Here is a 19,127-nt window from a genome sequence, read left to right on the forward strand (position 1 = left end):
AAGGATTCAGCCTTTTTTTTTAAAATTGATCCAGGATGTGAATACACTCATGAATCATTCCTTTTACTTCTTCAGCTGCAGTTGGTATTGCATCTTTTAATTTATCTTGTTGAAGGATTTTAAAGTCTTCTTCTATTTTACCTGTGAAATTTTCGATCACCGTAAATGCCTCAAAAGCAATTTCAAAATCCGATTGAATTAGGATATCCACAAAAACATCGGCGAAAGGTGAAAAGTCTATGCTTGATTGCCAGCAAACTTCAATAAGCATTTTCCTAATTGGAAGGTACTTCTCATTTTTAATGGCATTAACAAAAGTTAAAGCTGCTTTTTTGTCTTTAATATCTCCTAAAAATTTTAGCAGAATATCTTTAATTTCTTCATTTGGCTGATTTAATAATAAATCAAAAACAATCTCGAGATCTTCTAGTTTTCCCTCTTCTCTTAACTGACTTATGCTTTTAGCTACAATTTTAATGTCATTAGATTGAAGATCGGATATAAGTTTTTTATGCTGTTCTTTTTTTTGTTGTTCACTCATGGCTCATTTGTTTAATACGAAGCACAAAATTAATAAAATATACCAACACGCATGCACACTTAATAAAATAGAGAATTTAAGATTTATTGAACCAGTTATTTTTAAGATACTACACTTATGACTTATAATCTTTGAGGAAAAAGAATATTTATTAGAGAAAAAAATTGTAATTTAACTACTATCCTTAATTTTTAAAGATTAAAGTTTTTATGAGAAAGGTATTGTCTATTGTTTGTATTTTGTTCTTCTTAAGCTCTTGTAATTGGTCGTCATCGAAAAAAAAAGATGATAAAAATTTGTTGGAAACAACTGATTTACAATTGAAGAAAGAGAATTCAGAAAAAATTAAAAGAGTTTTTCATATTCTTCCCAGTCCTATTGAAATATCCCTTATAATTACTAAATCGGGAGTTCATTTTCGTGGTGATTTGATGAATAGTACTGATAATTTGTCTGGATATTCTACCAGTATTTCCAGATCAACTGCACTTGGGGTGTATTGTGCCGATTTAAGTTATGCAGCTCTTAATGAGCAATATCAAATTTCGATTGAATACATTAATGTGGCAAGAAATCTTGCAGAATCGTTAGGTGTATTGCAAACTGTTGAGCAGGGAAAAATAACAATGCTGGAAAACAATTTGATGAATAAAAAATTAATTGTCGATATTATCTCCGAGATTTACATGGAATCAAGCGAGCAGCTTCGTGAACAGGAAAGATATACTTTAGCTTCCTTAATGCTAATTGGTGGATGGATTGAAAGTTTATATCTGGCAACTCAAAGTGTAGATATTGATGAGGTGAGACAGCAAATTGTTGTACAAAAGATATTGGACCAAAGATTGTCTTTACAGAGTATTAAAAATGTGTTAGGCGAAAATAAAGATGATTTGGCTATTGCTCCAATATATAAGGATTTTCTCGAACTTGAAATGTTTTTTAAAAAATCAATAAAATCTTCTAATAAAGATTTGGATTTTTACGATAAATACGATAAAGAAGGTTTTCAGAGTTTGGTAATTAAAATAGAAGAGGTACGAGAATATATGATTAACTAATTGGTATTAAAAATACATGCATTTTATATGAGATATTATCTTTTACTTGTAGTAATTTTTTTGGTATTCGGTTTAAACTTGGGGTATTCGCAATGCAGACATTTCGCAAGAACGAATTGTAAGCCTCGATTAGAGAATTTTATTCACGATGGAAATTATAATGCAGTTGTTCTTAATTTAGGTGAAGAAGTAGAGCTGCACAAGGTGTTTTTTGGGAATCAAAAATATAGGATTGTGCTTTGTCCTGAAGAGCATTTACCAGCTGTTCATTTTAAAATTATGAGTATAGATCAGCAAATTATTTACGATAATAAGTCCGACGCTTATTCCGATACTTACGATTTCGAATTGGACGAATCTGCAACACTTATAATATCGATTAAATTTGTACAAGAAAATGGGGAAGAGTTCGACAGAAGCATAAGCGGATGTGTGGCGATGCTTTTTGGTTTAGAAATGTAAAAAAGGATTTCCGAAGAAACCCTTTTTAAATGTTATAATTTTTCTTTAAGGTATTTACCAGTAAAAGATTCTTTGCATAAGATTGCTTCCTCGGGAGTTCCTTCAAAAATAACTTCACCTCCCTTATTTCCACCCTCGGGTCCTAAATCAATTAACCAATCAGCACTTTTAATAATTTCCATATTGTGTTCAATAATAATAAGTGTATGGCCTCTGGAAATTAAAGCGTTAAAAGCATCCATTAGTTTATTGATATCATGAAAATGTAAGCCTGTTGTTGGTTCATCGAAAATAAATAAACAAGGTTCTGCTTTTTCTTTAGCTAAAAAGGAGGCAAGTTTTACACGCTGACTTTCACCACCACTTAAAGTACTCGACGATTGACCTAGTTTTACATATCCCAAACCAACATCAACAAGAGGTTGAAGGCGCTGAACAATTTTCTTTTCGGTATTTCCTTTCGAGGAGCTAAAGAATTCGGTAGCTTCATTAACAGTCATTTGTAAAATATCATGAATGTTTTTTTCTTTGAAGCGTACATCTAGTATTTCATCTTTAAACCGTCTGCCTTTGCAGCTTTCACACTGTAGGTAGATATCGGCCATAAATTGCATTTCTACTTTAATAATTCCTTCTCCCTGGCATTCGTCGCATCTGCCGCCATCAATATTAAAAGAGAAGTGGGATGGTTTAAATCCACTGTACTGAGCCGCTTTTTGATCGGCAAATAGTTTCCGTATTTCGTCGTAAGCTTTAAGATAAGTAACAGGGTTCGATCGCGATGATTTTCCAATAGGATTTTGATCGACAAATTCGATATTTTTAATCAAATTAAGATCTCCCTTTATGGCATCGAAATGTCCACTTTTATCAGAATAACCGCCGTAATGTTTTTTTAGTGCCGGATATAAAATCGTTTTTACCAATGATGATTTTCCCGAACCACTTACTCCGGTAATTACGCTCATTATATTTAGCGGAAACTTTATATTTAAGCCTTTAAGGTTATTTTCTCGCGCACCGATTATTTCTATATAATTATTCCATTTTTTTCTTTTTTCAGGAATTGGAATAATTTTTTGTCCCGAAATATATTGAGATGTTAAGCTTTTGTTTGATTTTTTAAGTTGATCTAAAGATCCTTCAAAAACAACTTCTCCACCTAATCTGCCGGCATACGGACCAATATCAATAACATGATCGGCTGCAAGAATAATATCTTCATCGTGTTCAACTACAATTACTGTATTTCCTAAATCGCGAAGTTGTTTTAATACTTTAATTAAAAGATCGGTATCTCTGGAGTGTAAGCCTATGCTTGGTTCATCGAGAATGTAAAGAGAACCAACCAGGCTACTACCCAACGAAGTTGCCAGGTTAATACGTTGCGATTCGCCACCAGATAAACTGCTGGATAGTCGATTTAAGGTTAAGTAACCCAAGCCAACATCCGATAAGAATTGCAATCTGTTTTTGATATCTACCAGTAAGCGTTTTGCGATTTGAGCCTCTGTTTCGCTTAATTCGATTTTCAAAAAGAAATTGTTTAATTCACTGATGGGCATAAGTACCAAATCCTGAATGTTTTTATTCTGAATTTTAACATAGCCAGCTTCTTTTTTTAAGCGGGTTCCTCGGCAATCTGGACAGGTTGTTTTTCCTCTGTATCTGGAAAGCATAACTCTGTACTGAATCTTATATTGCTTTGCTTCAAGATATTTGAAAAAATCATTTAAGCCTTTAAAATGTTTGTTTCCAGTCCATAGAAGTAGCTTTTGTTCTTCGCTAAGTTCGAAATAGGGACGATGAATTGGAAAGTCGAATTTATCGGCAGCATAGATTAATTTATTTTTCCATTCCTGCATTTTTTCACCTTTCCAGCAAACAATAGCATCGTCGTAAATACTCATTGTTTTATTGGGAATTACCAGATCTTCATCAATCCCTATAATTTTACCAAAACCTTCACATTTTGGGCATGCGCCTATCGGGTTATTAAAACTGAAAGTATGCATTGTTGGTTCTTCGAAAACAATACCATCGGCTTCAAATTTGTTGGAAAATTGATAGCTTACATCTCTAAAAGAAATGATACATTCTCCTTTTCCTTCATAAAATGCAGTTTGTAAGGAATCGGCAATTCTATTGCGTGTATCTTCATTATCTGATACTCGAATACGATCAATAACGATATTAATCGAAGCATCTGTATCTATAAGCTCTGGAGATTCCAGTATATCAAATATTTTTTGAATTTTACCTTCGATTTCAATTCTTGAAAATCCTTGTTGCGATAAAACTTCCAGTTGTTCAATTTTACTTCGATTGCCATTAATCATTTTTGCCAAAATCATTATGGGCAGATCTTTTTTCTGCTTTAGAATGAATTTAACAACATCGGTAATGGTGTGTCTTTTAACTAATGCATTTGAAATTGGCGAATAGGTTTTTCCGATACGTGCAAAAAGAAGCTTTAAATAATCATAAATTTCGGTTGACGTTCCAACGGTTGATCTTGGGTTGCGTGTATTTACTTTCTGTTCAATTGCAATAGCAGGAGGAATTCCCTTTATAAAATCTACTTCAGGTTTATCAATTCTACCCAAAAATTGTCTGGCATAAGCCGACAAACTTTCTACATAACGTCTTTGTCCTTCGGCATATAAAGTGTTGAATGCCAAAGATGACTTTCCTGATCCCGATAGACCGGTAATAACAATGAATTTATTACGTGGAATTTTTAAATCAATGTTTTTAAGGTTGTGAACCCGAGCACCTTTTATATGAATGTAATCTTCCTTTATTTTTTTAGTCATCTTAAAATTTTCTCCGTATCAGTTGTTGGATTAATCTTATAAAATTGAATCCTCAAAGTTATTTAACTTCTAAAGATTTTCAAATCTCAGGAAAAATTAGTTTCTTGCATATAGTTATTCAGATTTATAAACCACAATAAATAAAATATTGCTTATCGACTAGATTTTACACTGTTTTATAAATAATAAATAGTTGTGAATTTGAGAAAAAATAATCCTTCCGATTATGATCTCGTTAAGCAGTATGTGAATGGTAATCAAGATAGTATTGATGTTTTAATTTTAAGACACAAAGACAGAGTATATACCTACATCTATCTGATTGTTAAAAATCACCAGCTTACCGAAGATTTATTTCAGGATACCTTTATTAAGGTAATCCGATCGTTGCGTTTGGGTAAATATAAGGATAACGGAAAATTCCTCGCCTGGGTATTGCGCATTGCACACAATTTAATTATTGATCACTTTAGAAAAGAGAAGCAAAACAATACTTTTTCTAAAGATGATTATGAATTGGATATTTTCAATTCTAGTAAATTTTGTGATCAGAATTGCGAAGACGATCTTATTCGTGGGCAGATACATGATGATATTAGAAGTTTAGTTGAAGAATTACCTCCCGATCAGCGCGAAGTAGTTATTCTTAGGCATTATAAAGATTTAAGTTTTAAAGAAATTGCCGATCAGACAAATGTTAGTATTAATACTGCACTTGGCCGCATGAGATATGCTTTAATAAACATGCGAAAATCAATTGAGGATCGAAATATGAGTTTAACTATTCAATAGTTGAATGTTTTATTTTTACTAAGCCGGAAAATTTTTTTCGGCTTTTCTTGTTTTAAAATACTAAAACAGAATTGTAGGCGTTTTAAGTTAAAATAACAAAGATAAAAGTGCCTATGAATGAAATTTATACTCTACTACAAAATGATGGTTTACACTCAATTGATGAAATGATATGTCTCATGGAAAAAGTCAATGACCTTACTGTTTTTGATTCTAGTGAACTGAATAGTTATTTGGATAGTTTTAAATTAAAACCATCTGATGAGTCTATTAAAAGTTTAAAATTATTTAGTCAATCGTCGTGTAATGTTAATCTTAAAATCCCTGATATTAGGGAAGTGTTAATGAATTAATAATTAATCGGAACATATTTGTTTCGATTTTTTTGTGCATAATCAGATTGATTCAGAAAAATATTGTATATTGATATCAAAATGATATTAAAATAAAATAATATGAGACAAGAAAAATCTTTTTCAGGACTTTCCGGATTTCTAATGGTATTTGTAGTCCTTTTATTTTTGCTAGGTGGAATATTTGGCTTGGTTTTAATGAAAAACCCTGTTTTTGCAGTACTGCTAGTTCTCTTTGTGCTTTGTTTACCTGGTTTTACAGTTGTTAATCCGAACGAATCGGCTGTCTTGGTTTTATTTGGCGCCTATAAAGGAACCTTATTATACAATGGTTTTTTCTGGGTGAATCCTTTATTTGTTAAAAAGAAGATATCTTTACGAGCTAGAAATATTGATAGTGATCCAATTAAAGTGAATGATAAAATTGGTAATCCTATTATGATTGGTGTTGTTTTGGTTTGGAGAGTAAAAGATACATACAAAGCGGCTTTCGATGTAAATGATTATGAGCATTTTGTTTCTATTCAGTCCGAAGCTGCTATTCGGAATATGGCGGGTTCTTATCCTTACGATAACTTTGAAGATGAACAGGCCGAAATAACGCTTCGTTCGGGAGGGAATGAGGTTAGTGAATTATTGGAGAGTGAATTAACTGATAGGTTGGCCATTGCAGGAATAGAAGTTATGGAAGCTAGAATTAATTATTTGGCTTATGCTTCGGAAATTGCAGGAGCAATGCTGCGACGCCAACAGGCTACTGCAGTAGTTGCAGCTCGATTTAAGATTGTTGAAGGAGCTGTAAGTATGGTCGATATGGCACTTGATCAACTTGCCGAAAAAAATATTGTTGACCTCGACGAAGAGAAGAAAGCTACTATGGTAAGTAATTTAATGGTTGTTCTTTGTTCGGATAAAGATGCTACTCCGGTATTAAATACTGGTAGTTTGTATCAATAATAAAATTAATATGACTAAAAAGAAATCATTTGTTCTGCGTCTTAATCCTGAGATGCATAAAAAGTTGGAAAAATGGGCTGTTGATGAATTTCGAAGCACCAATGGACAGATCGAGTGGATTCTGAACAAAGCTCTGAAAGAAGCTGGTAGGTTAGCAAAGAAAGATAATGGAGAGAAAATTATATCTTCAAAAGAATAAAAAAAGCCCTTTACAAGGGCTTTTTTAATGATTTTATCATGATATCTTCGTTTTGCTTTTTTCCAGCTTCGAATCCCATTTTTTCCATATACTTAAAGTCTTTAGATACGCAGTAAACAGAATCAACTTGATATGTTCCTAATATCTTATTAAGTTTTTTGTAGAGATAATTACCAACTTTAAAATCGCGATACTGAGGTAAGGCATAATCCAAATCAATTCTGAATTCATTATTTTCCTGGGTACCAATAAAAATTCCTGCAATAGACATATCTCTTAAAATAAATAGGCTCAGTTGATTTTTTTTCTGTTGAAAATCTGGGAAAAAGGTTGTGATATCTTTAGCATGAAATTCTAACAAATGTTTTAGCAGTTCATCATCTTTTTTTATTTCGATAATTTTAAAATCTTCTATTCTGGAATACATCTTACGCAGGTTATACAAATTGGCACAAACAATTAAAAAATTCATGATACCAACAGGTAAAGCACCAATCAAAAATCCGTAAGCAGAAAATAAGACAGCACCAGCTAAATTGTACCATCTTAGTTTAACAATAGATGTCATTGTTAAGGATACCAATACCAAAACAGAGGCTGCATATCCTATCCATTCCAAAAGGGGAATGCCTAAAAAATTAAATTCCAACATAAAGGTTCGATTTAATAGTTAAAAATTAAAAGAGAGAAATAAAAAATGGTATGGAATGCTTATTAAAAAGTAGAAGCCTTTCGATATCGAAAGGCTTCCCAAATGTACAGAATTTTTTTTGATATTACAGACCAGTCATTAAAAACAATGGTTGAAGTTCAAAACTATTATATTTAGGTCGTAATCTGTCTACATTGTAGTAGCGATCTACATCAACAAGTTTTTTTGTGCTGGTAACTATATCGATAGGTGCATTATCGTATCTACCATTTCGAAGGGTAATTAATCGTCCATGTATGCCTTTAATAATTAAATCTAAGGCAAGGTTTCCAAATGCCATTGGTACAATTGAATCGATGGCATCGGGATCGCCGCAACGAACCATATATCCTAATTTTTGATTGATTACATTAATGGGCTTGGAGTTATTGAATTTTGGTGATATTATTTTCATTTGTTCAGAAACTCTTTCGCCTATTCCTCCGAGTTTTTTATGACCATAATCATCCATCACAGTATCCTGAAAGATCATTTGCTCGCCTGAAAAAGCAGCACCTTCTGAAATAAGTACTACCGAATATCGGCTAGGATTAGAGAAGCGATCCTGAATCATTAATTCAGTTAAGCGCTCAACGTCAAAATCGTACTCTGGAATTAAGCAGCGGTTTGCTGCTCCGGCTAGGGTTGGCAGTATGGCTGTAAAACCTGCGTATCGGCCAAAAACCTCTAAAACCAATAATCTTTCATGCGATCCTGCCGATGTTCTTAAACTGTGCGTTAAGGATATTGTTCTGGTGATACATGTACTAAAACCTATACAATAGTCGGTTCCCGGAACATCATTATCCATTGTTTTAGGAATGGCAATAACTTTAAAACCCTCCTGATACAGACGAACTCCGTAACTTAGGGTGTCATCACCGCCAATGGGAATTAGAAAATCAATATTTAGAAAATCCAGATTGGCAAGTACCTCCTCGGTTAAGTCGTTAATATCTTGATCGTACTTTTCTTTTAGGTGAGTTGGAACTCTTTCCCGTGAGGTTTTTGATGGGTTTACTCTTGAAGTATGAAGGAATGTTCCTCCGGTTCTTCCAACTTTATTAACAATTTCTTCTGTAAGGATCTCATAATTTTCAGAATTGTCAGCTTTTTTATCTCTTACAATATCAATAAGACCTCTCCATCCTTTACGGATACCGATTACCTGGTATCCTTCTCTAATGGCTCTAATGGTGACAGCGCGAATTGCAGGGTTTAATCCTGGAACATCGCCACCACCAGTTAGTATGCCGATTATTCCTCTACTTGAATTTGATGTTTTCATGGCAATAAACTTTAGTGATTAGTAAGAATGTAAAATCACTATAAGTTATCATTTTGATAAGAAAAATTCAAATAGATTTGGAAATATTATGGTAATTGTATCCTGTTGATACCCAATTAAGAACAATTCTAATTACTAAAGCTATAAGAAAGAATATTAGCTCCCATTTCCAGTGCTTTTCTGTGTTTTAGTTCACTGTCGTTATGAACGGCTGTATCTTCCCAACCGTCTCCTAAGTCAGTTTCGTAGGTATAGAAACATACCAATCTTCCTTTATGAAAAATACCAAATCCTTGTGGAGCCTTACCGTCATGTTCGTGTATTTTGGGTAATCCATTGGGGAAATTATATACCTGATGATAAATTGGATGTGAGTAGGGTAGTTCTACTAATTCCTGATTGGGAAATACCTTTTTAATTTCTCTTCTAAAATATGCGTTTAAGCCATAATTGTCATCAACATGCAGAAAACCTCCTCCTGTTAAATATTTTCGAAGGTTTATTACTTCCTGATTGTTTAAAACGATATTTCCATGACCTGTAAGATGAACCAACGGGAATGAGAATAATTCAGGGCTTCCAACTTCTACTGTGGAAGCTTCAGTTTGTATCGTTGCAATCTTATTATCGTTACAAAATTTGATAAGGTTAGGCAGTGAACCTGGATTTGCATACCAATCTCCACCTCCATTGTATTTTAGCAGGCCTATTCTAACGGTAGAGGATTGAGTATAGCTAGCCACAGAATAAAACAAGAGAAGGAATATAAGTATGCATTTTTGCATTTTAGTAGTTTGAAAGATTAACAATATTGCAAGCTACAACACCTGCCGTTTCCGTTCTTAAGCGACTATCGCCAAGAGAAATTTCCTTAAATCCATTTGCTTTTGCCAGCTCTACTTCTTTCTGGCTAAAATCACCTTCGGGGCCAATTAAGATTAGGCATTTTGATTTGGCCTGACAAAGTTGTTTTAGATGCGTTTTTTCTCCAGGATAGCAGTGAGCAATATATTTATCTCCATCGAATTTTGAACTTACCAAATCAGAAAACTTTGTAAGTTTATTTAATACAGGATGGTATGCTTTTAGCGATTGTTTTACTGCCGAAGTAACAACTTTAAATAAGCGCTCATGTTTAACTACTTTTCGTTCCGAATGGGTACACAATAAAGGCGTAAATTCACTAATTCCTATTTCAGTACATTTTTCGAGGAACCATTCTGTTCTATCTATATTTTTGGTTGGAGCAATTGCAATGTGTAAATCGTAATCTAGCTTTCCAAATTCGGTATGCGTTTCTATGCATTCTACTGTGCACCTTTTGGGGTGTGCATCTATAATCTTGGCTTTGTAAAGATTACCTTTTCCATCTATTAAGTGAATAGTATCGTCAACTTGCAGGCGTAAAACACGAATACAATGTTTCGATTCAACTTCGTTAAGCTGGTAGTATTGATTTTGAATATCGGGAGTATAAAATAAATTCATTTATGGGAATCGTTATTTTTTTGCTGCAAATTTAGTTTTTGTATTTTTATTCTGTCGAATTATTAGTAATAATTTACCAAATAAGTGGTTGATAAATGGCTGCAAGTATAAAAGTAAATACCGATAATATTAATCCATACATAAATATAGTGTAGGAAATTCTTAAATATTTATATTTTTTTCCCAGTACTTTTCCTAAGAAATATTGATCTCGAATAAGACTATCATACAATTCATCGTAATCGGTCATCATCCCTTTTAATGCTTTAGAATAATCATATAATTCCATGCTATGAAAGTTTCCGAAAAACAGGAGGTTTACACGTTTTTTCTTAACGTCTTCTTCAGAAAATTTTCCAGAGGTAACAATTGGTCTGGTTGCCATTACCGAGTATGTGATAGTGAATAGACAAACAATTAATAGTATTATACATGGAATAATAAAATGCGGAACATCCATTATATTTTTGAAAATGAAAAAGATAGCTGATATGATAATTGAATTAACCGAAATCATTAAATTGGCTTTTTTATCGGCAATAGAGCTAAGGTTAATCTGGTTTCTTGCTGTAACTTTAAACATGGTTTCGATGCCACGTTGTGGTGCCTTTAATTTTATATTTTGTCGCTCGAGTTTACCAATGGTTTCGTTTAGTTTTTTTATTTCTTTTTGCTGATAACTTCCAACTTTTTCTACTACTTTTTGATAGTTAGCCTCCTTTTTTTTAGCAAATACTTTTTTACCGTATTTTGTTTTGTACTGATGATCCTGCAGGAATTTTAATGTTTGTTCCCAATAAGCTTTGGCTGGAATTTCATGTTGGTACAAATTACTTTTTTCTTCGCGAAGTTTTTCTGAACTTTTTAAATAACTTTTAGATGCGAAATGATGCAGATCTGCATCGCATAAGGCATTGCATATAAGGCTGTCAGAAGATGGATGAGGTACTTTCGTGTTTAAAATTGCTTGTTCTACCTGATAAATCTTCTCGCTAGGATACTCATTCTTCTGTAAAAACTTTCTTGCTTTAGCTGCACTGATTTCTTCGTGTTTTGTAAAGTCTTCGTAATATCCTGAATCATGAAACCATGCTGCTAGAATTAGAATCTCTGTCTCTTCTTCGGATAGCTTAATTTCTGAAGCTATTTTAATTGCATGCTTAACGACTTTTTGGGTATGTTCTAAATTGTGATATGTGAAAATAGGCTTATAAGCTTCTTCAATTAAGTTGGTAACATATTTTTCAGCTTCCTGGATAATACTCATGATTATATTTTTTCGGTAAGGATCTATTAAAATTTTAATGATTAAATATAATCATTAAAGCGGAAATCAATTTATTTATATGGAAGAAATGGCTGTCTAAGCCTTTTTTATTGGGAAATGAGGCTTATTTATGTAATTTTATGGTCCAAATTAAATTTTATTCCACCTTATGAAAAAAATAATCAGAGCTACTGTTTTTTTTATCATATTCGCGTTTTTTTTAGAAGCATGTGCAAAGCAAAAGGAAGATGATAAGATGATTTATCTGTTTGATAATTATTCTGATTTTCCGTATGATATTTATGAGCCAACAAAAGTTTTTAAGCTAAAAGATCAGTTGCGGGAGATTTCAGGACTTACTTATTACGACGACAAATCATTGCTTTGCATAAATGATGAAAAAGGGATTGTATACAAATATCACCTAAAGAAAAAAAAGATTACTAAAAAATATGAGTTCGATAAAGCTGGTGATTACGAAGGAATCGAAAGGATTGGTTCTTTTGTGTATGTTCTGCGTTCAGATGGAAATATTTTTGAAGTAGAGCATTTAAAAGACAAAAAGATTAGTTCTGCTAAGTTGCCTACTTTTCTTAATGCAGGAAATAACACCGAAGGTTTAGCTTACGATCCGGGAAGTAATTCTTTATTAATTGCCTGTAAGGGAAATCCCGCAAAAAAAAATAAGTATATAGGTAAAAGAGCCATTTATAAATATTCTTTAGATAAGCATGAACTGGCACATAAACCTGTGTATTTAATAGATCAGGATGAGATACGTAGACTTCTTGAGTTTAATGGATATGCACGCTTGTCTGTTAGGTTTATGGAAAGTATTAATCCATCGCAAGGTGATTTAACATTTCAACCTTCAGCAATTGCTACTCATCCTATTACAAAAAATATTTATGTTTTAGGTTCTGTTGGAAAATTATTGCTTGTTCTTCATCCAAATGGAAAAATTTTATCAATTGTAAAATTAAAAAGAAAGATATTTCGACAGCCCGAAGGAATCTGTTTTTCGCCCGATGGCACAATGTTTATTTCCAATGAAGGAAAGGGAAGTAAGGGTAATATTTTACAATTTAAATATAAAAACTAGTATCCATAAGTTTTATAGGATAAACATAATGTGTATGAGAAAAATATTTTTGTTTTTGGGATTACTGATAAATGTAGTTTGTGTTTGTGCTCAGAATAATTTTATTTCTGATGCTCCAGATGGAAAATTATTAGATCATAGTATTTTTTTTATCGGAGATTTGGGAGAAGATGATATTGTGAAGTCTAATCTGGCTATGCTACAAGAGCAGATGAGTGAGGCAAACACAAAAGCGACGCTCGTTTTTTTAGGCAATTCAATTGGTAAAAATTATGCCCACGAGGATATTGATGAGATAAATGAAGGAGACAAAAATTTAATTGACTTACTAGATTTAGCTAAAAACTGTAAAGGTGAGGTAATTTTTCTACCCGGCGAAAAAGAATGGAACCAGGGTCATAAGCATGGTTGGGAAGCTATTATGAATCTCGAAACCTATGTTGAAGATTATATTGGTAAAGGAGATGTGTTTTTACCTTCGGGAGGATGTCCCGGACCGGTTGAAATAAATTTGACCGATGAAATTGTGCTTTTAGTTGTTGACTCGCAATGGTGGTTGCATGCTGAAGATAAACCTGAAGCAGAATGTGGACTCGAGAATCCTTCTGATTTTTTAATTCTGATCAGTGATGCCTTAAAGAGAAATAAAAATAAGAAAATTGTTTTTGCTTCTCATCATCCAATGTATAGCGCAGGAAAACATGGGGGAAATTTCCCGTTTCCCGGACCGGTGGAGTTGTATAGAAAAGTTATTGGTACTCAACAAGATTTTGCATATCCATATTATAAACAAATGAGGTATATGGGGAGAAAATTGTTTAAGGGTACGGATAACATTATTACTGTTGGATCTCATGATAATAGTCTTCAGTTTACAGAGAAAAATTCTTCGTTCTTTGTAGTTTCTGGTTCGGGAAGTAAAACCGATTATGTTTCTAATAAAAAAATGGATTTTGCTGCCCGTGAAATTGGATTTTCGCGATTGAATTTTTATTCGAATGATGAGGTTTGGATAGAGATGTGGTCAGTTGGAAAGAATGGAGAACAGGATCCGAGAGCAATATTTAGAAAGAAATTATATACCAAAAAAGTGCTCTCGGAGGAAGATTTAGCTAAAAAATATGAATCTCTTGATTTTTCAGACAGTACCATAACAATAGCGGCAAGTAATCTATACGATACCGATAGTAAAAGCAAAAGGCAAATTATGGGAAATAATTACCGAGAAGATTGGTCTACCCCCATAAAAGTACCTGTTTTTGATATCGCAAAAGAAAAAGGAGGCTTGCGTATTTTAAAGCGCGGAGGCGGACAACAAACCCGATCATTGCGTTTGCAGGCCAAAAATGGTAAGCAGTATGTACTTCGATCGGTAGAGAAATATACCGAAAAGGCTATTCCAGACATATTAAGAGGAACTTTTGCCGCAAAAATTGTTCAGGATGGAATTTCAGAATCATATCCTTATGCAGCAATAGCAGTTCCTAAATTAGCCGAAGCGATTGGTGTTTATCATGCCAATCCTAAAATTGTTTATGTACCCGACGATCCTCGTTTTGGAATTTATCAGGAAGATTTTAAAAATGAGCTTTATTTGTTTGAGGAAAGACCCAAAGGAAACATGGAAGATGAGGATAGTTTTGGAAATACTACCGAAGTGATAGGTACCGATAAATTAATAGAAAAAAGATTTAAAAATAGTGAGCTTCAGATAGACGAGACAGCAGTTCTAAAAGCCCGATTATTTGATGTTTTTCTTAACGATTGGGATAGGCATGACGATCAGTGGAGATGGGCTATCTTTAAAAAAGATGGTAAAGAAATTGCTCGCCCAATACCCAGAGATCGCGACCAGGTATTTTTCTATAGCGATGGAAAATTACCCTGGCTAATACGCAGAAAATGGGCAATGCCGAAATTTCAGGTATTCGATTCTATTGCCGAAAATGTGGTTGGACTAGGGGTTAATGCCAGATATTTTGACCGGAATTTCTTGCAGTCGAAAAATAAGGAAGACTGGCTGCAAATGGCAGAAGAATTAAAATTTAAATTGAGCGACGAAATTATCGAAAATGCAATTAAAGATTTACCGCCAGAAGTTTATGAAATATCCGGAAAGGAAATAGAAGCTAAGTTAAAAGCGAGAAGAGAACAATTACCCGCACTGGCAAATGATTTTTATAACTTTTTAGCCAAACAAGTTGATGTGGTTGGGACAAACGAAAATGAAGATTTTTCGGCTAAATGGGATAAGGAAGGTAATCTTAAAGTTAAGGTTCACCGATTGAGCAAGAAAGGCAATAAAAAAGAAAAATTATTTGAACGTAAATTTATAAATGGCGAAACCGATGAGGTAAGAATTTATGGTTTAAGTGGCAAGGATGAGTTTGATGTTAAAGGTAAAAATGTAAGAGGTGTTGTATTAAAAGTTGTTGGGGGAAAAGGAAAAGACAAATATAAAGTTGAAAAAACAAAACGAGCGAATCTTACTATTTACGATAAATCGAAAACTAAAATAAAAGGTGATGGTGCTTTTAAGAATCGTTTGTCTAAAAATTCTAATGTAAATGTGTACGACAGAAAATCGTTTAAATATGATATTATTAGTCCGGCAGCGAATTTAAATTTTGTTAGTGATGATGGATTAATATTTGGTGCAGGATTTAATATTAAAAAACAAAACTTTAGAAAAGAACCTTATGGCTCATTACACAAGTTTATTTTTAACTATTCTTTTATGTATCCCTCGATAGAATTTAAGTATTCTGGCGAAATAACAGGTATTATTGGTAATCTCGATTTGTTGGGAACTTTTAATTATAATACACCTAATTTTCAGGGATATTATTACGGATTAGGAAATGAAACGGTAAATCCTCATTTGGATGATAATGAGTACAACAGAATTCGAATGGGACGAGTAGAAATATATCCAAAATTAAGAAAGAAAATAAGTGTAAACCAAAGTGTTTCTTTTGGTCCTTTTTATGAGCAGTTAGAGCTTAAGGCTACTCCCGGTCGTTTTATTACTGATTTTACCAATATGGCCAATAATTTAGATTTTAATACTGATTTTGCTACCAGAAGATATTTGGGTGTAGGTTTTCATCATAAATTAGATACCCGGGATAATAAAACAATACCCAGTCGTGGAATTTACTGGTTAAGCAGCTGGAAATTTTATAGAGGATTAGGACAAAATGATCATAATTTTCAGAAAATGGAAAGTGATTTGCGCTTGTATACAAGTCTTGGGCGGCCACAGAGAAGCATATTAGCGGTGCGTCTTGGTGCAGCTCACAATACAAGTGGTTATTCGTTTTATCAGGCCAATAAATTGGGATTAAAATCGAACTTAAGAGGATATCGTCAGGATAGATTTGCAGGTGATGATATCGTATATCAGAATACTGATTTTAGATTTAGATTGGCTAAATTTAAATCGTATTTTCTAGGAGGAGAAATGGGAGTTTTAGCTTTTAATGATTTTGGTCGGGTATGGCTAAATGGCGAGAGCTCAAATGAATGGCATCATGGATATGGAGGTGGACTTTGGATTTCACCTTTTAAACTAATGGTAATAACTGCCAATTATGGAATGTCGGAAGAAGAGAATATCTTCTCTCTGGAGTTTAAATATATGTTTTAATAGAGGAATTAATTGAACACAATAAGTTAAATTTCTATTTTTGACTTATAAATAAGATAAGGAAAACTATTAGCGAATGAAAGTTTGTATTGCCGAGAAACCAAGTGTAGCAAGAGAGATTGCTTTAATTATAGGTGCAAAGTCGAAAAAAGACGGTTATTTTGAAGGAAATGGATATCAGGTATCCTGGACTTTTGGACACTTGTGTACTCTTAAAGAACCTCACGAGTACAATTTGAACTGGAAATATTGGCATTTAAACGATCTTCCTATTATTCCTCCTCGTTTTAGTATTCGTGTAATTCCTGATAAAGGAGTGCAAAAGCAATTCGATGTTCTGGAGAAATTAATTGCCGGAGCCGATGAGGTTATAAATTGTGGTGATGCAGGAATAGAAGGAGAAGTTATTCAACGCTGGGTGCTGCACAAAGCAAAGTGTAAGGTACCAATAAAACGACTTTGGATTTCTTCTTTAACAGAGGAAGCCATTCGCGAAGGATTTCAGAATTTGAGAGATGGCAGCGAATTTGATAAATTATATGCCGCAGGATCTTCACGTTCTATTGGCGACTGGCTTTTAGGGATTAATGCCACCCGATTGTATACTTTAAAATATTCGAATGGGAAATCGGTTCTGTCTATCGGACGGGTACAAACACCTACTTTGGCTTTAATTGTTAATCGCCAAAAAGAAATAGAAAATTTTAAACCACAAACCTATTGGGAGCTAAAAACGGTTTATCGCGAGGTTAGTTTTGCAGCAACCAGAGGTCGATTCGACAATAAAGAGGAAGGAATTTCCTTTTTAGAAAAAATAAAACCCGAGCCATTTGAAATTGTATCAGTAGAAAAAAAGAGTGGGAAAGAACAGCCACCACGTTTGTATGATTTAACATCATTACAAGTAGATTGCAACCGAAAATTTAGTTTTTCTGCCGAAGATACTTTGCGAATTATTCAGAGTTTATATGAGAAAAAGTTAACAACTTATCCAAGGGTTGATACAACTTATCTTACCAATGATATTTATAAAAAAGTACCAGGAATACTAAAAAAATTAACTCCTTATAAAGATTTTGCAGAACCTTTACTGAAAGATAAGATAAGAAAATCGAAGAAAGTATTCGACGATAAAAAGGTGACTGATCACCATGCTATTATTCCTACAGGAGTAAATCCTTCGGGAATTAATTACGATGAGAAGCAGGTTTACGATTTGGTAACAAGGCGTTTCCTTTCTGTATTTTATCCCGATTGCAAGGTGAGTAATACCACGGTAATGGGTAAAGTTACTGATATAGATTTTAAAGCGACAGGAAAACAGATTCTTGATCCGGGGTGGCGTGTTTTGTATGCCAAAGATAGTAATGTAGGCGAAGGAGTAATATTGCCGGCTTTCGAAAAAGGAGAGAGAGGGGAGCATTCGCCCGATTTTGCCGAAAAACAAACTCAGGCGCCAAAATATTATTCCGAGGCAAGTTTGCTTAGGGCAATGGAAACAGCTGGTAAACAGGTTGATGATGATGAGCTTCGTGATTTAATGAAGGAGAATGGAATTGGTCGTCCGTCAACTCGTGCAAATATTATCGAGACTTTGTTTAAGCGCCGATATATTCGTAAAGAAAAGAAAAGACTTGTTGCTACTGTTACTGGTGTTCAATTGATTGATACCATACAAAATGAATTGCTAAAATCGGCAGAGTTAACTGGGCAATGGGAGAAAAAACTAAAAGATATTGAGCTGGGCAATTACGAAGTAAATCAGTTTATGGCCGAGCTAAAGAATATGGTTGTTGGTATAGTATGGGATGTGAAATCCAGAAAAAATATTAGCCAGATAGAGGTCATTGACGAAGAAAAAGAGAAGGAAAAAAAGAAAGCAGAAGCCAAATCCAAAAAGAAAAAACCAACTACTGCCGATCTTTCTTGTCCAAAATGTAAGGAAGGAAAAATTGTGAAAGGGAAAAGTGCTTTTGGTTGTACAAACTATAAAAATGGTTGTGATATTCGAATACCTTTCGAATTTGCAGGAAAAAAACTTACCGATAAACAGGTTGAAGCACTTGTATTAAAAGGTAAAACTCCCAAAATTAAAGGTTTTGTTATTGATGGTGTGAAGAAAAATGGTAATGTGGTTCTTAATCCTGATTTTACGCTGAGTTTATTAGAAGAAGAGAAGGAAGTATGGACGTGTCCTAAGTGTAAAACAGGAAACTTACTGAAAGGAAAAGCTGCCTATGGATGTTCTAACTACAAGAATGGTTGTAAGTTCATAGTTCCTTTTGTGTTTATGGATAAGAAACTTAGCGAAGCACAAATTAAATCTCTGGTAACACAACAAAAAACAGGATTAATTAAAGGTTTTACCGATCCGCAAAGCAAAGAGAAGGTAAATGGTAAGCTTATTCTGAATAACGAAGGACAAATTATTTTTGGAAGACAGTAATCTGCTTAATAGGAA

At 33.5% G+C, this 19,127-nt stretch carries 16 protein-coding genes; 9 read left to right on the forward strand and 7 right to left on the reverse strand.

From position 1 onward, the window contains the following. Positions 1 to 19 precede the first annotated feature (19 nt). Positions 20 to 541, reverse strand: coding sequence for a hypothetical protein (locus ACT3CE_RS06270; RefSeq protein ID WP_444708906.1), 522 nt, complete (start codon positions 539 to 541; stop codon positions 20 to 22). Between the two features lie 209 nt (positions 542 to 750). Here ACT3CE_RS06270 and ACT3CE_RS06275 point away from each other — a divergent pair, with 209 nt between their 5' ends. Further along, positions 751 to 1,602 (forward strand): hypothetical protein, encoded by an 852-nt coding sequence (locus ACT3CE_RS06275; RefSeq protein ID WP_444708907.1) that lies wholly within the window; start codon positions 751 to 753, stop codon positions 1,600 to 1,602. Between the two features lie 27 nt (positions 1,603 to 1,629). After that, positions 1,630 to 2,064 (forward strand): hypothetical protein, encoded by a 435-nt coding sequence (locus ACT3CE_RS06280; protein WP_444708908.1) that lies wholly within the window; start codon positions 1,630 to 1,632, stop codon positions 2,062 to 2,064. 32 nt (positions 2,065 to 2,096) lie between these two features. On the opposite strand, the gene uvrA is transcribed toward ACT3CE_RS06280, so the two are convergent. Then, positions 2,097 to 4,880 (reverse strand): excinuclease ABC subunit UvrA, encoded by a 2,784-nt coding sequence (uvrA, locus tag ACT3CE_RS06285; protein ID WP_444708909.1) that lies wholly within the window; start codon positions 4,878 to 4,880, stop codon positions 2,097 to 2,099. Positions 4,881 to 5,081: 201 nt separating this feature from the next. Between uvrA and ACT3CE_RS06290 the strand changes: the two genes are divergently transcribed. The 4 genes from ACT3CE_RS06290 (at position 5,082) to ACT3CE_RS06305 (ending at position 7,181) form a co-directional block, all read left to right on the forward strand. Beyond that, positions 5,082 to 5,672, forward strand: a complete 591-nt coding sequence (locus ACT3CE_RS06290; RefSeq protein ID WP_444708910.1) for an RNA polymerase sigma factor — start codon at positions 5,082 to 5,084, stop codon at positions 5,670 to 5,672. A 179-nt stretch (positions 5,673 to 5,851) separates the two neighbouring features. After that, positions 5,852 to 6,025: a hypothetical protein gene (locus tag ACT3CE_RS06295; RefSeq protein WP_444708911.1), complete on the forward strand. Its 174-nt coding sequence runs from the start codon at positions 5,852 to 5,854 to the stop codon at positions 6,023 to 6,025. A gap of 102 nt (positions 6,026 to 6,127) precedes the next feature. Then, positions 6,128 to 6,982: an SPFH domain-containing protein gene (locus tag ACT3CE_RS06300; protein ID WP_444708912.1), complete on the forward strand. Its 855-nt coding sequence runs from the start codon at positions 6,128 to 6,130 to the stop codon at positions 6,980 to 6,982. 10 nt (positions 6,983 to 6,992) lie between these two features. Then, positions 6,993 to 7,181, forward strand: a complete 189-nt coding sequence (locus ACT3CE_RS06305; RefSeq protein WP_444708913.1) for an Arc family DNA-binding protein — start codon at positions 6,993 to 6,995, stop codon at positions 7,179 to 7,181. 10 nt (positions 7,182 to 7,191) lie between these two features. Here ACT3CE_RS06305 and ACT3CE_RS06310 read toward each other — a convergent pair whose 3' ends face one another. From ACT3CE_RS06310 to ACT3CE_RS06330, 5 genes are all read right to left on the reverse strand, one after another. Continuing rightward, positions 7,192 to 7,833 carry a hypothetical protein gene (locus tag ACT3CE_RS06310; RefSeq protein ID WP_444708914.1) on the reverse strand — a complete coding sequence of 214 codons (642 nt, stop codon included), beginning with the start codon at positions 7,831 to 7,833 and terminating at the stop codon, positions 7,192 to 7,194. A gap of 124 nt (positions 7,834 to 7,957) precedes the next feature. Further along, positions 7,958 to 9,160 carry a 6-phosphofructokinase gene (locus ACT3CE_RS06315; protein WP_444708915.1) on the reverse strand — a complete coding sequence of 401 codons (1,203 nt, stop codon included), beginning with the start codon at positions 9,158 to 9,160 and terminating at the stop codon, positions 7,958 to 7,960. Between the two features lie 128 nt (positions 9,161 to 9,288). Then, on the reverse strand, positions 9,289 to 9,945 hold the full coding sequence (locus tag ACT3CE_RS06320; RefSeq protein WP_444708916.1) for a DUF4159 domain-containing protein: 657 nt from the start codon (positions 9,943 to 9,945) through the stop codon (positions 9,289 to 9,291). Between the two features lies 1 nt (position 9,946). Continuing rightward, positions 9,947 to 10,648, reverse strand: coding sequence for a 16S rRNA (uracil(1498)-N(3))-methyltransferase (locus tag ACT3CE_RS06325; protein WP_444708917.1), 702 nt, complete (start codon positions 10,646 to 10,648; stop codon positions 9,947 to 9,949). 73 nt (positions 10,649 to 10,721) lie between these two features. Continuing rightward, positions 10,722 to 11,915, reverse strand: coding sequence for a Pycsar system effector family protein (locus tag ACT3CE_RS06330; RefSeq protein WP_444708918.1), 1,194 nt, complete (start codon positions 11,913 to 11,915; stop codon positions 10,722 to 10,724). A gap of 169 nt (positions 11,916 to 12,084) precedes the next feature. Here ACT3CE_RS06330 and ACT3CE_RS06335 point away from each other — a divergent pair, with 169 nt between their 5' ends. The 3 genes from ACT3CE_RS06335 (at position 12,085) to ACT3CE_RS06345 (ending at position 19,112) form a co-directional block, all read left to right on the forward strand. Next, positions 12,085 to 13,017 (forward strand): SdiA-regulated domain-containing protein, encoded by a 933-nt coding sequence (locus ACT3CE_RS06335; protein WP_444708919.1) that lies wholly within the window; start codon positions 12,085 to 12,087, stop codon positions 13,015 to 13,017. 34 nt (positions 13,018 to 13,051) lie between these two features. Further along, positions 13,052 to 16,666 carry a BamA/TamA family outer membrane protein gene (locus tag ACT3CE_RS06340; protein WP_444708920.1) on the forward strand — a complete coding sequence of 1,205 codons (3,615 nt, stop codon included), beginning with the start codon at positions 13,052 to 13,054 and terminating at the stop codon, positions 16,664 to 16,666. A 76-nt stretch (positions 16,667 to 16,742) separates the two neighbouring features. Continuing rightward, positions 16,743 to 19,112 (forward strand): DNA topoisomerase 3, encoded by a 2,370-nt coding sequence (locus ACT3CE_RS06345; RefSeq protein WP_444708921.1) that lies wholly within the window; start codon positions 16,743 to 16,745, stop codon positions 19,110 to 19,112. Positions 19,113 to 19,127: the final 15 nt, after the last annotated feature.

This window comes from Marinifilum sp. RC60d5 (assembly GCF_052400665.1).
In the GTDB taxonomy this organism is placed as follows: domain Bacteria; phylum Bacteroidota; class Bacteroidia; order Bacteroidales; family Marinifilaceae; genus JBQTGK01.